We start from the raw sequence: 15,289 nt of genomic DNA on the forward strand, positions 1-15,289 counted from the left end.
CATCGCGAAGACATGCTAGGTTGCTGAATGCAGGCCCACCAAGTGAAATAAATTAAATTCCATCAATTGGACTGACGATGAGCCTAGCCATAGAAACCGTGAACGGCGCCCAGGGCATCACCCGGGCCATTCAGGTGTTGAAGTTGTTGGCGCGCGAGGCCGACGCCGGCATGAGACTGGTTGATCTCGCCAGCGCCGCCGGCCTGGCGCGGCCGACCATGCATCGGCTGCTCAGGGCGCTGGTCGCGCAAGGCATGGCGGTGCAGGACACGGCGACGCGCCGCTATCGGCTCGGCGCGCTGGTCTTCGAGCTGGGCCTGGCCGCCGCGCATCGGTTCAACCTGCGCGATCTGAGCATGTCCGCCCTGACTCGCCTGGCCGTGGAGACTGGCGATACCAGCTTCCTGTTCGTGCGCAGCGGTAACGATGCGGTATGCATCAATCGCGTCCAGGGCGGCTATCCGATCCAGACGCCGGCCCTGCCGATGGGCAGCCGCCAGCCCTTGGGCGTGAGCGCCGGCGGCCTGGCTCTGCTGGCCAATCTGACGCCGGCGGAGCAGGAAGGGATCATCGATGCCATCGCGCCGCGCCTGGGCGCCTACGGCGACCTGGACGCGCGCGACGTGCGGACGCATTGCGCGCAGGCCGCCAAGGTCGGCTACGCGTTGATCGCCAATCGCGCGGTTCCGGGCATCAGTGCGGTCGGCCTGCCGGTGCACAGCGACAGCGGCCTGCTGCTGGCGGCCGTGACGGTGGCGACCACGCACGGCCGCATGACCGACGCAAGGGTGCGGGAAGTGCTGCCGGTGCTGCGCCGCGCGGCGCGGGAGATCGGAGAGTTGCTGCGGCAGTAGCGGAAGGAGGGGGGGGGCGTGCAGGCCGCGGAAATGAAAAAAGGGCCTTTCGGCCCTTTCTCAATATCCGCAGGCATGAAAACCTGCGGATCAAAATTTGGAGCGGGAGACGAGTCTCGAACTCGCGACCTCAACCTTGGCAAGGTTGCGCTCTACCAACTGAGCTACTCCCGCATTGGTTTCCTCTGGGCGGCTGGCTTGCGCCAACGGCTTGCGAAAACCGCATTTTTTATTGCGTGCCGAAGAATCGTGATCCTGTCGGCTGTCGCGCTGATCAACTTGGTTATCGATCAGAAGGCGCGCATCTTACATGATTTTTTTGAGCTTGTCTTGCCAGCGGTTTTTTCTTCCGCCGGATTTGCTTTTCTTGTTGTCTCGTTGATTTAGACAACTGGCAGAAAAACCGAAAAACTCAATCAAGTAATATGAGCGAAGACAGAAACTATAGCAACCCCGCAGCACCCATGTCAAATTCCCCTGTCATGCCTGACGCGAAAACCACGCTGTTCCCGGTCGCCCAGGATCTTTCCGGCCTCAACACCCTGGGCCTGGCGTCCCGCGCCGGGGCCTGCGTGACGCTGGATCAGCCGTCGCAATTGCCGGCCCTGTCGGCCCTGGCTCGCGAGCGCGCGCCGCTGCTGGTGCTGGGCGGCGGCAGCAATGTGGTGCTGCCCGAGACCGTGCCGGGACTGGTGGCGCGGGTGCGCTTCCAGGGTGTCCGGCTGCTTGAGGCGCGCGCCGATGCCTGGCTGGTCGAGGCGGCGGGCGGCGAGAACTGGCATGGCTTCGTGTCGGCCTGCGTCGAGCAGGGCTGGGACGGGCTGGAAAACCTGGCGCTGATCCCGGGCACGGTGGGGGCGTCGCCGGTGCAGAACATCGGCGCCTATGGCGTCGAGCTGGACCAGCGCTTTCACAGCCTGACGGCCTGGGATGTGCAACAGGCGCGCATGGTGGACATGTCCGCGGCGGATTGCTGTTTTTCTTACCGGGACAGTCGTTTCAAGCACGACGCGCCGGGCCGCTGGGTCATCGTCAGCGTGCGCTTCGTCTTGCCCCGGCCGTGGCGGCCGGTGCTGGCGTATCCGGACCTGCAGCGCCACGAACGCCTGTCGCGGACGGCGTCGCCGACGGCCAGGGATATCTTCGACGCGGTCTGCGAGATCCGCCGCGCCAAGCTGCCCGATCCGGCTGTGACCGGGAACGCCGGCAGCTTCTTCAAGAACCCCATCGTGTCCGCGGCGCGGCGCGACGAACTGCTGGCGCGCTTTCCCGGCCTGGTTTCCTACGCGCAGCCCGATGGCGGCTACAAGCTGGCAGCTGGCTGGTTGATCGACCAGTGCGGCTGGAAGGGGCGCAGCCTGGGCGCGGCTGGCGTGCACGACCGCCAGGCGCTGGTGCTGGTGAACCGGGGCGGGGCCACGGCGGCCGACATCATGGCGCTGGCGGGGGCGATCCAGGAAGCGGTGGCCGAGCGTTATGGCGTGGCGCTGGAGCCCGAGCCGGTGCGGGTCTGAGCGCACCTGCATCGCGCATGCTCGGTGGCGGTCATGAAAAAGCAAAAGGCTCCCGTGGGAGCCTTTTTCATGCGCCGGCCATGCCGGTCGGCCGACGCCATGCCGCCAGCGGCGGCATGGGCGGATCGCGCTTAGAGACCCAGCACCGACTGCATGTCGTACAGGCCGTTGTGCTTGTCTTCCAGGAAGCGCGCGGCGCGCAGCGCGCCCTGCGCGTAAGTGACGCGGCTGGAAGAACGATGCGTGATCTCGATGCGTTCGCCGATGCCGCAGAACGACACGGTGTGGTCGCCCACGATGTCGCCGCCGCGCAGCACCGAGAAGCCGATGGTGCCGGGCTTGCGCACGCCGGTGTCGCCGTGGCGGCTCCAGGTGGCGACGTCCGGCAGCGCCACGTCCCAGGCCGAGGCGATGGTCTCGCCCATCTTCAGCGCGGTGCCCGAGGGCGCGTCGACCTTGTTGCGGTGATGGGCCTCGAACACTTCGACGTCATAGCCCGAATTCAGGATGCGGGCGGCCATGTCCAGCAGCTTGAGCGTGGCGTTCACGCCCACGCTCATGTTGGGCGCGAAGACGATGGCGGTCTTCTGGGCGGCGACCTCGATGGCGGCGCGGCCGGCCTCGTCGAAGCCGGTGGTGCCGATGACGGCTTTCACGCCATGGCGCACGCAGGCCTGCAGATGCTCCAGCGTGCCCTCGGGACGGGTGAAGTCGATCAGGCAGTCGGCGCCGGACAGCGCGTCCAGGTTGTCGGTGATGGCGACGCCGGTCTGCTTGCCCAGCGGGGCGCCGGCGTCCTGGCCCAGCGAGGCCGAGTCCTTGCGGTCCAGCGCCACCGCCAGTTCCAGGCCGTCGGCGGCGAGCACGGCTTCGATCAGCATCTGGCCCATGCGGCCGCTGGCGCCTGCGATTGCAATACGCATGTGGGAATTCCTTGGTGTCAGCGCAGCGGCTCGGGCGCGTTGCCCGGCTGGCCGGGGTATTGGGTGGCGGGGTCGACCGGGGCCGCGCTGTCGCGCTTCTTGGCGTCCTGCTCTTCCTTCAGGCGGGCTTCGTCTTCGTTCAGACGCTTCTCGGCCTTTTCGTCACCCTGGGCGCTGGGCGTGTTGATCTGGTAGGGCTGCAGCTCGGGTTGCTTGTCGCCTTCCCAGCGCACCAGCCGGTCGTTCTCGAACCAGACCGTGAACTTGCGCTCCTGGGCGTCGCCGTAGCCGGGCTTGAAGTAGTACGGGTAGTCCCAACGGTCGGCGTGCAGCACGCTGGTCAGCGTGGGGCTGCCCAGCGCGAAGCGCACCTGCTCGCGGGACATGCCGGGCTGCAGCAGGGCCACTTGTTCCTGGGTGATCCAGTTACCTTGCTGGACGCCCGCCTTGTACGGGAAACCCCATTTGCCGGACGAGCAGCCCGCGAGGGCGAAGGCCAGGGCGGCGACGGCCAAGCCGGTCTTCAGCGAACGGGAGGGAATTCGTGCAATCATGGACACTACGCGCCCCTATTATTTGGAAGCAGACAAAACCGTTATCATAAAGGTTTCATAAGGATAGTTCCGCGGGGCGGCATGAATTCCGGGCGGCCCGCTTGCGGTTTTCCCCTGATCCTTGCCCATGCCAACGCGGACGGAGAGCGATTACACCATGACCGACCAAAGCGAACTGAAAAACATGGGGCTGAAGGCGACGTTCCCGCGCCTGAAGATTCTTGATATTTTTCGCAAATCCGACCAACGGCACCTCAGCGCCGAAGACGTGTACCGCGCCCTGATCGGCGAGAACGTCGAGATCGGCCTGGCCACCGTCTACCGCGTGCTGACCCAGTTCGAGCAAGCCGGCATCCTGGCCCGTAGCCAGTTCGACAGCGGCAAGGCCGTGTTCGAGCTGAACGACGGCGACCATCACGACCACCTGATCTGCACCAACTGCGGCAAGGTCGTGGAATTCTCGGATCCGGACATCGAGAAGCGTCAGCAGAAGGTCGCCAAGGACAACGGCTTCGCGCTGGAAAGCCACGCCATGGTGCTGTACGGCATCTGCGGCAGCTGCCTGAAGGGGCGTTGATCCCCGTGTCCGGGATCCGCGTCCGGACGCAGCAAGCCTGATTCCCCCCGATTCGCGCCGCGCTCGTCGCGGGTCGGTGAAATCAAAAGCCCCTTTCCTTGAAAGGGGCTTTTTTTATCATCAGCGCGGGGCGCCGAGCGACGGGCGCCCCTGGCGACCGGTCTTCTGGGTCAGCGCGTGGCCTGGACCGCGCCTTCCAGCATTTCGCGCGCGTGTTCGCGGGTGGTGGCGGTGAGCTTGATGCCGCCCAGCATGCGGGCGATTTCCTCGACGCGGGCCGCGTCGTCCAGCGCCTCGATGCTGGACCGGGTGGTGCCGCGCGATTCCGCCTTGCTGACCAGGAACTGGCTGTTGGCGCAGGCAGCGACCTGGGGCAGGTGGGTCACGCACAGCACCTGATGCCGCTCGCCCAATTCGCGCAGCAGCTTGCCGACCACTTCGGCCACCGCGCCGCCGACGCCGCTGTCGACTTCGTCGAAGATCAGCGTGGGCACGCGCGCCGCGCGGCTGGCGATGACCGACAGGGCCAGCGAGATGCGCGACAGCTCGCCGCCCGAGGCCACCTTGGCCAGGGGGCGCGGCGAGGTGCCGGCATGGCCTGCCACCAGGAATTCGACCTGTTCGTTGCCGTGCGCGGACGGCGTCGCGGGTGACAGCGTCGGCTCGAAGCGGCCCCCCTGCATGGCCAGCGTCTGCATGGCCTGGGTGACCAGCTTGCCGAGATCCTTGGCGACCTTGCGCCGGGCCGTGCCGAGCTTGGCCGCGGCGGCGTCGTAACGTGATTGGGCGGCCTGGGTCTGTTCGCGCAGGCTGTCGATGTCGGCGGCCGCCTGCAGGGCGGACAGCTGCGTGTGCAGGTCTTCGCGCAGGCCGCAAAGCCCGTCGGGTTCGACGCGGAACTTGCGCGCCGTCTCGAACACCGCGCTCAGGCGGGCCTCGACGTCGGCCAGCCGCTGCGGATCCAGATCGACGCGGCTGACATAGTTGTTCAGGTCGGACACGGCTTCGCTGACGGCGATGCGGGCCGATTCGATCTCATCGACCACGCCCTGCAAGCCGGGATCGTGGCGCAGCATCTGCTGCAGCCGTTGGCCGGCCGAGTTGAGCCGGTGATGGGCCGAGTCGCCGTCGCCGTCCAGCGCTTCCAGGATCTGGCCGGCGCCGTCCAGCAGCGATTGTGCGTGCGCCAGCCGCGTATGTTCGGACTGCAGCGCGTCCCATTCGTCCTGGCCCAGGTCCAGGCTGTCGAGTTCTTCCACCTGCCATTGCAGGCGTTCGCGTTCGGCGGCCAGGCCGGCGGCGTCTTTTTCGGCGGCTTCGAGCTGGCGGGCCAGCGCGCGCCAGAGCTTCCAGGCCTGGCCGACGGCCTGGCGCAGTTCGCCATGGCCGCCGTGTGCGTCCAGCAGGTCGCGCTGCGCGTCCGGGCGCATCAGGCTCTGGTGCGCGTGCTGGCCGTGGATGTCGACCAGGCTGTCGCCCAGCTCGCGCAGTTGCGCGACGGTGGCGGGCGTGCCGTTGATATACGCGCGGCTGCGTCCCTGGGCGTCGATCACGCGGCGCAGGGCGAGTTCTTCGTCAGCGTCGAATTCGCGCTCGGCCAGCCAGGGACGCAGCGTCGCGGGGGTATCGAAGACGGCGGAGATGTCGGCGCGCGCGGCGCCCTCGCGCAGCACGCTGGCGTCGCCGCGCTCGCCCAGCGCCAGGGCCAGGGCGTCGACGAGGATGGACTTGCCCGCGCCGGTCTCGCCGGAAAACACGGTGAAGCCCGGGCCGAAATGGATCTCGGTCTGTTCGACGATGACGAAGTCGCGGATATGCAGGGTGCGCAGCATGGGGGGCGCTAACTACTCTACGTTGTCGGTGGCCTGCGGCATCAGGTTCCAGTGCAGCTTGCGGCGCAGGGTGGAGAAGAAACTGTAGCCTTCGGGGTGCACGAAGCGGACATTGTGGCGCGAGCGTTGCACCACGATGCGGTCGCCGGGTTGCAGGTCGGACCAGGTCTGCATGTCGAAGTGCACGCTGGCGCCCACGCCCACGCGCCCCATGGCGGTCAGGGTCATGTTGAGCACGCCGCTGTCGGGAATGACGATGGGGCGGTTGGACAGCGTTTGCGGCGCCACCGGCACCAGCACCATGGCGTTCATGCCCGGATGCAGGATGGGGCCGTTGGCGGACAGCGCGTAGGCGGTCGAGCCGGTGGGCGTGGCGATGATCAGGCCATCGGCGCGCTGCGTGTACATGAACGCGCCGTCCAGCTCGACGCGGACTTCGATCATGCCGCCGCGGCCGGCGCGGTTGAGCACCACGTCGTTCAGCGCGGTGGCCGAATACAGCTGCTGTTCGCCGCGCCAGGCGCTGCCCTCGAGCAGCATGCGTTCCTCGATCTGGAAGCTGCCTTCCAGCACGCGCGCCAGCGCGGCCTGCGAGTCCTGCAGCGGGATGTCGGTGATGAAGCCCAGCCGCCCATGGTTGATGCCGACCAGCGGCACGCCGAAGGGCGCCAGGTGGCGCGCCGCGCCCAGCACGGTGCCGTCGCCGCCCATGACCACCGCCAGCGAGGCGTTCTGGCCGATCTCTTCGAGCGAGGCGGCGGGGAATTCGGTGAGCCCGGTGTTGCGCGCCGTGTCGGCGTCGACCAGCAGCTGCCGACCGGCCTGCCTGAGCGCGAGCGCGAGCGCCCGCAACGGTGCGTCCAGGCCGGTGTCCTGGTATCTGCCGATCAGGGCGACGGTGGGAAAGTGCATGGCTGCGAGCGGATCAGAAAAGGCGACGCTGGAAAACGCGACACTTGCCCGGAATGGGCCAGTTTGCTGATTATATGGGGCCGCATATACGCTTGCGGGACAAAAATCGCCTCAATTGGAAAAGATTCCCTAAAATACCCGCCATGGACGACCGTGCACGCGCGTTACTGAAGGCGTTGATCGAACGCTATATCGCCGATGGGCAGCCCGTGGGTTCGCGGACGCTATCCAAAGTCTTCGATCTTTCCCCGGCCACGATCCGCAACGTCATGTCGGACCTCGAAGAGCTGGGCCTGATCCACAGCCCCCACACCTCGGCCGGGCGCGTGCCGACGCCGCGCGGCTATCGCATGTTCGTCGATTCCCTGCTGGCGGTGCAGTCGTACCAGCTGGAACCGCGCAACATGGGCGAGATGCTGTCGGCGGCCGAGCCCACCCGGGCCGTCAATGCCGCCGCCGCGCTGCTGTCCAACCTGACCCAGTTCGCCGGGGTGGTGCTCACGCCCAAGCGCGCCCAGATATTCCGCCAGATCGAATTCATCCGCCTGTCCGACAAGCGCGTGCTGCTCATCATCGTCACGCCGGATGGCGACGTGCAGAACCGCATCCTGTTCGTGCAGCGCGACTACGCCGAGTCCGAGCTGCTGGAGGCCGGCAACTTCTTCAATGTCCATTTCGCCGGCAAGTCCTTCGACGCCGTGCGCCGCACGCTGTCCACCGAACTCGCCCAGCTGCGCGAGGACATCTCGCGCCTGATGCAGGCCGCGGTCGAGGCCAGCGCCGAAGCGGCCGAGGACGGCGATGCCGTGGTGATCTCCGGCGAGCGCAAGCTGCTGGACGTGACCGACATCGCCTCCGACATGGACCGGCTGCGCAAGATGTTCGCGCTGTTCGAGAAAAAGACCGACCTGCTACAGCTGCTGGACGTCTCCAGCCGCGCGCAGGGCGTGCAGATCTACATTGGCGGCGATTCCCAGCTGGTGCCGATGGAAGAGGTGTCCGTCATCACCGCGCCCTACGGGGTCGACGGCAAGGTGGTCGGCACCCTGGGCGTGATCGGCCCGACCCGCATGGCCTACGAGCGCGTCATTCCCATCGTGGACATCACGGCGCGCCTGCTGTCCAACGCGCTTAGCCACAACCAGTAGTTCCCAGTCAAAGCTGCATCCTCCTCGCGGAGGAAGGGGAGTTTTTGTGTTTCTTCGCCTGTTCAAGTACCTGTGGCCCGAACGCTACCTGCCCGAACCGGAGCAGGACGATCCCTTCAACGAGGATCCGCCGCCGCGCGCGCCGGGCAAGGTCGGCGTGCTGCTGGTGAACCTGGGCACCCCGGACGCTCCCACGGCCAGGGATATCCGCAAGTACCTGGGTGAATTCCTGTCCGACCCGCGCGTGATCGAAATTCCGCGCTATCTGTGGAAGCCGATATTGCATGGCCTGGTGCTGACCCTGCGCCCGAAAAAGCTGGCGCCGCGCTACGCCGGCATCTGGCTGCAGGACGGCTCGCCGCTGATGGTCTACAGCCGCCGCCAGGCCGAGGGCGTGGCCGCGGCGCTGCGCGAGGCGGGCGTGGACGCGACGGTGGAACTGGGCATGCGCTATGGCAACCCGTCGATCCCGGACGCGATCGGCCGGCTGCGCGCGCAGGGCTGCGAGCGCATCCTGACCGTGCCGCTCTATCCGCAGTACGCCGCCAGCACCACCGCCACGGTGGTGGACGCCGTGACCCGCCACGCGGGGCGTCTGCGCGACCAGCCGGAGCTGCGCTTTATCAAGCGTTTTCATGAAGACGCGTTCTACCTGGACGCGCTGGCCGGCCGCATCGAATCCTATTGGCGCGAGCATGGTCGTCCGCAGAAGCTGGTGATGAGTTTCCACGGCCTGCCGCGTTACTCGATCGAGCTGGGCGACCCCTACTACCGCGATTGCATGGAAACGGCGCGGCTGCTGTCGCAGCGTCTGTCGCTGCCGCGCGAGCAGATCGAAGTCACCTTCCAGAGCCGCTTCGGCGCGGCCCGCTGGCTGGAGCCCTATACCGAGCCCACGCTCAAGATGCTGGCCGCCGCCGGCGTGACGGACGTGGACGTGGTGTGTCCGGGTTTTGTGGCAGACTGTCTGGAAACCCTGGAGGAAATCAGCCAGGAATGCCGCCATGCCTTCCTCGAGGCCGGCGGCAGGCAGTTCCGCTACATTCCCGCCCTGAACGACGATCCGGCCTGGATCGCCGGCCTGGCAGGCTTGACGGCCAGGCATCTGCAAGGGTGGGGCGCGCACTCACCGACTTGAAGGAGCAGGCTCATGCATCATGATCCCAAGACTGGCAAGACCGTGAAAAAGGGGACGGTAGCTACCCCGGTGGACGAGGATCAGGTCGAGCATGAGCTGGACGAGGCGCTGGCCGAGACCTTTCCCGCCAGCGACCCCATCGCCGTCCATCCCGAGCCGGAAACGGATGAGGCCCGGGTCGACCGGGCGCTGAAGGACAGCTTTCCCGCCAGCGATCCGGCCGCGCCCGCCCAGCCGCACAGAAAAAAGTAGGGCGACCCCGATTTTTCGCAAAGGTTCCGCCGCCGGGGAATATTTCGCTATCCCGGGCTTGAAATAGGGGTATTGGCCCCCATTCATGTCTGCGAAAGCCATTCTTTTTGGAGGATTCCCCATGACGGCACCCCACGAGCCCGCAGACCAGACGCCCGAGCACGGCGCCGCCGCCGACGCGGCCCCCGCCGCCCAGGACGACCTGCTGGCCGAGCTGAACGAGCTGCGCGCCCAACTGGACGCCGCCCAGGCCACCGTCAATGAACAGCATGACCAGCTGCTGCGCGTGCGCGCGGAAGCCGAGAACGTGCGCCGCCGCGCCCAGGAAGACGTGTCCAAGGCCCGCAAGTTCGGCATCGAGTCGTTCGCCGAGAGCCTGGTTCCGGTCAAGGACAGCCTGGAAGCCGCGCTGGCCCAGCCCGAGCAGACCGTGGACACCCTGCGCGAAGGCGTGGAAGTGACCCTGAAGCAGCTGGCCGCCGCCTTCGAGCGCAACCTGCTCAAGGAAATCGCGCCGGCCCAGGGCGACAAGTTCGATCCGCACCTGCACCAGGCGATTTCGTCGGTGCCGGCCGATCAGCCCGCCAACACCGTGTTGCAGCTGCTGCAGAAGGGCTACGCCATTGCCGACCGCACGCTGCGGCCCGCGTTGGTGGTGGTGTCCGCCGGCCAGGGCTGAAACCGGACGATCCCCCCCGCCATGAGCGCGCCCCAATTCGACCCGGCCAGCTTTTTCGAGGCATTCGGCATGCGCCGTGTCGATTCCGCCGGTTTCGACGCGGCCGTGGTCCAGGCGCCGGGCGACGATCTGCGCTGCGTGTTCCTGTGGGGGCAGGACTGCTACAACTGCAATATCTTCAAGCAGACCGCCCTGCTGCACCGGGATGCGCTGCTGGAATTGGATCTGAGCTGGTTCGAGGCCGACGTCTACGCCGACGAGCCGCTGGGCCGGCGTTTTTCGCTGCATGGCGTGCCCACCTTCGTGCTGTACCGGGCGGGCAAGCGGCTGGGACGCATCACCGGCTGGCCGGGCCTGCCCCAGTTCACGGCGGCGATCCGCCGGCTGCGTGAGCCGCCTCCGGAAAATTCCGCCGGGACGTCTTGAAAAACCCTGCCGGCGGCCCCAGTTATGCGGGGACAGTAAATTTTCTCTATTTTCATAGATATACATTCAAGGTAAACCCACCATGAGCAAAATCATCGGCATCGACCTGGGCACGACCAACAGCTGCGTGGCTGTCATGGACGGTGGGCAGGTCAAGATCATCGAAAACGCCGAAGGCGCCCGCACCACGCCTTCCATCGTCGCCTACATGGACGACGGCGAAACCCTGGTCGGCGCCCCGGCCAAGCGCCAGGCGGTGACCAACCCCAAGAACACGCTGTACGCGGTCAAGCGCCTGATCGGCCGCAAGTTCGACGAAAAGGCGGTGCAGAAGGACATCAATCTGATGCCTTATGCCATCGTCAAGGCCGACAATGGCGACGCCTGGGTGGAAGTGCGCGGCAACAAGATGGCGCCTCCCCAAGTGTCGGCCGACGTGCTGCGCAAGATGAAGAAGACCGCCGAGGACTACCTGGGCGAGGAAGTGACCGAGGCCGTCATCACCGTGCCCGCGTACTTCAACGACAGCCAGCGCCAGGCCACCAAGGACGCCGGCCGCATCGCCGGCCTGGAAGTCAAGCGCATCATCAACGAGCCGACCGCGGCCGCGCTGGCCTTCGGCCTGGACAAGAACGAGAAGGGCGACCGCAAGATCGCCGTCTATGACCTGGGCGGCGGCACGTTCGACGTGTCTATCATCGAAATCGCCGACGTTGACGGCGAGAAGCAGTTCGAAGTGCTGTCGACCAACGGCGACACCTTCCTGGGCGGCGAAGACTTCGACCAGCGCATCATCGACTACATCATCTCCGAGTTCAAGAAGGAACAGGGCGTTGATCTGTCCAAGGACGTGCTGGCTCTGCAGCGCCTGAAGGAAGCCGCCGAAAAGGCCAAGATCGAGCTGTCCTCCAGCCAGCAGACCGAGATCAACCTGCCGTACATCACGGCCGACGCCTCGGGTCCGAAGCACCTGAACCTGAAGATCACGCGCGCCAAGCTGGAAGCGCTGGTCGAGGAACTGATCGAGCGCACCATCGAGCCCTGCCGCGTGGCCATCAAGGACGCCGGCGTCAAGGTCTCGGACATCGACGACGTGATCCTGGTCGGCGGCATGACCCGCATGCCCAAGGTGCAGGAGAAGGTCAAGGAATTCTTCGGCAAGGATCCGCGCAAGGACGTTAATCCCGACGAGGCCGTCGCCGCCGGCGCAGCCATCCAGGGTTCCGTGCTGTCGGGCGAGCGCAAGGACGTGCTGCTGCTGGACGTCACCCCCCTGTCCCTGGGCATTGAAACCCTGGGCGGCGTGATGACCAAGATGATCCAGAAGAACACGACGATCCCGACCCGCTTCTCGCAGACCTTCTCGACCGCCGATGACAACCAGCCCGCCGTGACCATCAAGGTGTTCCAGGGCGAGCGCGAAATCGCCGCCGGCAACAAGGCGCTGGGCGAGTTCAACCTCGAAGGCATCCCGCCGTCGCCCCGTGGCGTGCCGCAGATCGAAGTCACGTTCGACATCGACGCCAACGGCATCCTGCACGTGTCCGCCAAGGACAAGGGCACCGGCAAGGAAAACAAGATCACCATCAAGGCGAACTCGGGCCTGTCGGAAGACGAGATCCAGCGCATGGTCAAGGACGCCGAGGCCAATGCCGAGGAAGATCACCGCGTGGCCGAGCTGGCGCAATCGCGCAACCAGGCCGACGCGCTGGTGCACGCCACCCGCAAGTCGCTGACCGAATACGGCGACAAGCTCGAGGCCGCCGAGAAGGAAAGCATCGAGGCCGCGATCAAGGACCTGGAAGCCGTGCTGAAGGACGGCGACAAGGCCGCGATCGACGCCAAGGTGGAAGCGCTGTCGACCGCCTCGCAGAAGCTCGGCGAGAAGATGTACGCCGACATGCAGGCGCAGCAGGCCGCGGGCCAGCAACAGGCCGCGGACAACGCGAAGCCGGTGGACGACAATGTCGTCGACGCCGACTTCAAGGAAGTCAAGCGCGACCACTGATGGCCAGGCTCTGACCTGCCCAGCGCCGCCCGGTAGCCGGATTTTCCGCCTACCGGGCGGACTCATTCTGTAGCACTGAAAAGAAGGCTCGCTTCCGGGCCCACCGATCATGGCAAAACGTGACTATTACGAAGTCCTGGGCGTGGCGAAGAACGCCTCGGACGACGAACTGAAGAAGGCCTATCGTAAGCTGGCCATGAAGTACCATCCGGACCGCAATCCGGATAGCAAGGAAGCCGAAGAGAAATTCAAGGAAGCCAAAGAGGCTTATGAAGTCCTGGGCGACGAGCAGAAGCGCGCCGCCTACGACCGCTATGGCCACGCCGGCGTCGATCCCAATGCCGCGGGCATGGGCGGCGGCATGGGCGGCGGCTTCGCCGATGCGTTCGGCGACATCTTCGGCGAGATCTTCGGCGGCGGCGGTGGCGGCCGTCGCGGCGGCGGCCCGCAGGTCTACCGCGGCGCCGATCTGAAATACGCGCTGGAAATCACGCTGGAGCAGGCCGCGGCCGGTTTTGACACCGAGATCCGCGTGCCCAGCTGGGAAAACTGCGACACCTGCAAGGGCTCGGGCGCCAAGCCCGGCACCTCGCCCAAGACCTGCCGCACCTGCGGCGGCTCGGGCGCGGTCCGCATGCAGCAAGGTTTCTTCAGCGTGCAGCAGACCTGCCCGACCTGCCACGGCAACGGCAAGGAAATCACCGATCCCTGCCAGGCTTGCGATGGCGTGGGCCGCATCCGCCGCAACAAGACCCTGCAGGTCAAGATTCCGGCCGGCATCGACGACGGCATGCGCATCCGCTCCAGCGGCAATGGCGAGCCGGGCATCAACGGCGGTCCTCCGGGCGACCTGTATGTGGAAATCCACATCAAGAAGCACCAGATCTTCCAGCGCGACGGCGACGACCTGCATTGCGAGCTGACCATCCCGTTCACCACGGCGGCGTTGGGCGGCGAGCTGCAAGTGCCGACGCTGGGCGGCAAGGCCGAGATCTCGATCCCCGAAGGCACGCAGTCGGGCAAGACCTTCCGCCTGCGCGGCAAGGGCATCCGCGGCGTGCGCGGCAGCTATCCGGGCGACCTGTACTGCCACGTGGTGGTCGAGACGCCGGTGCGCCTGAGCGACGAGCAGAAGAACATCCTGCGCCAGTTCGAGGCCTCGCTGAACGACGGCGGCGACCGCCATTCGCCGCAAAGCAAGTCCTGGACCGACCGGGTGAAGGAATTCTTCAGCTGAATCGCCGGATAGGGTGCCGATCTGGCGCCCCGGCTTGCGTATCCCCGCAAGGGCGTCATGCCCTGCGGGGATTTTTCATCGCAGGGCCGCCTCCAAGATGACACGCCCCCTTTGGGGGCAGCTAGCGCCCGCAGGGCGCGCGGCCTTGGCGGCCTATTTCGATGGGCAAAAAAAACCGCGGCATCTCTGCCGCGGCGGTACTGCATCCGCTTGTCGTAGCTGAAAAAACCGGCCCCGGACCATGATGCCGTCCGAGGCCGGCCGGGCTACAGCAAGCAGCTCACCGGATGGCCGGTTCAGCGCACGATCGGCGGGTATTCCAGCTCGCCGAAGGTGTACTGGCCGCTGGCCTTGGCCTGCGCCAGTTCGGCCTGCACGTCGGCGCGCGACTTCGCGGCCTTGGTCGCGGGGGCGGCGGTGACGGGCGGGTATTGCAGTTCGCCAAAGGTGTATTGGCCGTTGATCTTGGCTTGTTGCAGCTCATCGCTCACTTGCTGCGAGCTCAGGCTGGCGGCCTGGGGCAGGGCGGGCGGATAGTCCAGCTCGCCGAACGTGTACTGGCCGCTGGCCTTGGCTTGTTGCAGTTCGGTGGCGACCTGGGCGCTGCTCTTGGCTTGCGACAGATCGGCGGCTTGAGCGCCGGCGCCGACCAGGGCCAGCGAAATCAGCAGGGTGGTAGTCAGGGTTTTCATGGTAGACCTCCGTGTCTTGGATTTAGGGTGCGAATCCGGCGGGTCTCCGTCGTGGTTCGTCATGTGTTCCCGATGACTGAATTCTCCGCGTTGTCCCACCTGGGATAAACCCGCATTCGTTGAAAACATCTTTCCAAATAACCGAGTAATAAATTTCTTTCTTATGAATTGCCCCACAGGTGGAAGGGGGAATGCCTTCGGGGCGGCTTGGCCGGCCGTGGGAGATCCGGCTGGGGGCGGGGGCACCTGCGTGGGGTAGCGGCATGCGCAGCTCCGTGCGGGCAGGCAGGGCGGCGCATCATGACGGCGCGCCAAAAGAAAATCTATGGTCAGCCCGATTTTTGCAAGCGAGGCGGTGTAGGCGTAAATTGGGCTTGCTCAAATCTATTCGGAGTCAGTTGGGGCTAGCCCCCCGCTCCATGATGAGAGTCGCGCCCGGCAAACCTAAAAAGCCCCTCAGCATCGCAGTGCTGGATTTCTTGTCAGGTTTCTTGCCAGGCCGTTGAGCCGTTTATGTCTTCACGTACTCGCGTCGCAAAACCA

At 66.0% G+C, this 15,289-nt stretch carries 15 protein-coding genes and 1 tRNA gene; 10 read left to right on the forward strand and 6 right to left on the reverse strand.

The window, feature by feature from the left end:
• The first annotated feature begins 77 nt into the window (after positions 1-77).
• Entirely contained in the window at positions 78-854 is a 777-nt protein-coding gene (locus tag ACEU5R_RS23470; protein ID WP_103272836.1) for an IclR family transcriptional regulator, read from the forward strand.
• Positions 855-952: 98 nt separating this feature from the next.
• Here the strand turns inward: ACEU5R_RS23470 and ACEU5R_RS23475 are convergent.
• Positions 953-1,028, reverse strand: a tRNA-Gly gene (locus tag ACEU5R_RS23475).
• Positions 1,029-1,318: 290 nt separating this feature from the next.
• Here ACEU5R_RS23475 and murB point away from each other — a divergent pair.
• Positions 1,319-2,368, forward strand: a complete 1,050-nt coding sequence (murB, locus tag ACEU5R_RS23480) for a UDP-N-acetylmuramate dehydrogenase (RefSeq protein ID WP_392412012.1) — start codon at positions 1,319-1,321, stop codon at positions 2,366-2,368.
• Between the two features lie 131 nt (positions 2,369-2,499).
• On the opposite strand, the gene dapB is transcribed toward murB, so the two are convergent.
• A complete protein-coding gene (gene dapB, locus ACEU5R_RS23485) occupies positions 2,500-3,291 on the reverse strand; it encodes a 4-hydroxy-tetrahydrodipicolinate reductase (RefSeq protein ID WP_212315896.1) in 792 nt (263 codons plus the stop codon).
• 17 nt (positions 3,292-3,308) lie between these two features.
• Positions 3,309-3,845: an outer membrane protein assembly factor BamE gene (locus tag ACEU5R_RS23490; RefSeq protein WP_103272853.1), complete on the reverse strand. Its 537-nt coding sequence runs from the start codon at positions 3,843-3,845 to the stop codon at positions 3,309-3,311.
• A 157-nt stretch (positions 3,846-4,002) separates the two neighbouring features.
• Between ACEU5R_RS23490 and fur the strand changes: the two genes are divergently transcribed.
• Positions 4,003-4,422, forward strand: coding sequence for a ferric iron uptake transcriptional regulator (gene fur, locus ACEU5R_RS23495; RefSeq protein ID WP_103272854.1), 420 nt, complete (start codon positions 4,003-4,005; stop codon positions 4,420-4,422).
• Positions 4,423-4,592: 170 nt separating this feature from the next.
• On the opposite strand, the gene recN is transcribed toward fur, so the two are convergent.
• Together recN and ACEU5R_RS23505 are read right to left on the reverse strand one after the other, a co-directional pair.
• Entirely contained in the window at positions 4,593-6,254 is a 1,662-nt protein-coding gene (gene recN, locus ACEU5R_RS23500; protein ID WP_392412015.1) for a DNA repair protein RecN, read from the reverse strand.
• Between the two features lie 12 nt (positions 6,255-6,266).
• Complete coding sequence (locus ACEU5R_RS23505; protein ID WP_103272856.1) at positions 6,267-7,166, reverse strand: NAD kinase; 900 nt, start codon at positions 7,164-7,166, stop codon at positions 6,267-6,269.
• A gap of 143 nt (positions 7,167-7,309) precedes the next feature.
• On the opposite strand from ACEU5R_RS23505, the gene hrcA reads away from it, so the two are divergent.
• The 7 genes from hrcA to dnaJ all read left to right on the forward strand — a co-directional run bounded on the left by hrcA (position 7,310) and on the right by dnaJ (position 14,054).
• Positions 7,310-8,314 carry a heat-inducible transcriptional repressor HrcA gene (hrcA, locus tag ACEU5R_RS23510; protein WP_392412017.1) on the forward strand — a complete coding sequence of 335 codons (1,005 nt, stop codon included), beginning with the start codon at positions 7,310-7,312 and terminating at the stop codon, positions 8,312-8,314.
• Between the two features lie 46 nt (positions 8,315-8,360).
• Positions 8,361-9,452 (forward strand): ferrochelatase, encoded by a 1,092-nt coding sequence (gene hemH / locus ACEU5R_RS23515; protein WP_103272858.1) that lies wholly within the window; start codon positions 8,361-8,363, stop codon positions 9,450-9,452.
• Positions 9,453-9,464: 12 nt separating this feature from the next.
• A complete protein-coding gene (locus ACEU5R_RS23520; protein ID WP_103272859.1) occupies positions 9,465-9,704 on the forward strand; it encodes a hypothetical protein in 240 nt (79 codons plus the stop codon).
• Between the two features lie 121 nt (positions 9,705-9,825).
• Positions 9,826-10,383, forward strand: coding sequence for a nucleotide exchange factor GrpE (gene grpE, locus ACEU5R_RS23525; RefSeq protein WP_103272860.1), 558 nt, complete (start codon positions 9,826-9,828; stop codon positions 10,381-10,383).
• A 21-nt stretch (positions 10,384-10,404) separates the two neighbouring features.
• A complete protein-coding gene (locus tag ACEU5R_RS23530; RefSeq protein WP_392412019.1) occupies positions 10,405-10,809 on the forward strand; it encodes a thioredoxin family protein in 405 nt (134 codons plus the stop codon).
• Positions 10,810-10,891: 82 nt separating this feature from the next.
• Positions 10,892-12,817, forward strand: a complete 1,926-nt coding sequence (gene dnaK, locus ACEU5R_RS23535; protein ID WP_103272862.1) for a molecular chaperone DnaK — start codon at positions 10,892-10,894, stop codon at positions 12,815-12,817.
• 109 nt (positions 12,818-12,926) lie between these two features.
• Positions 12,927-14,054 (forward strand): molecular chaperone DnaJ, encoded by a 1,128-nt coding sequence (gene dnaJ / locus ACEU5R_RS23540; RefSeq protein ID WP_103272863.1) that lies wholly within the window; start codon positions 12,927-12,929, stop codon positions 14,052-14,054.
• 296 nt (positions 14,055-14,350) lie between these two features.
• On the opposite strand, the gene ACEU5R_RS23545 is transcribed toward dnaJ, so the two are convergent.
• Positions 14,351-14,746, reverse strand: a complete 396-nt coding sequence (locus tag ACEU5R_RS23545) for a DUF4148 domain-containing protein (RefSeq protein ID WP_392412020.1) — start codon at positions 14,744-14,746, stop codon at positions 14,351-14,353.
• Positions 14,747-15,289: the final 543 nt, after the last annotated feature.

The organism is Achromobacter sp. 413638 (genome assembly GCF_043119405.1).
GTDB lineage: Bacteria > Pseudomonadota > Gammaproteobacteria > Burkholderiales > Burkholderiaceae_B > Achromobacter.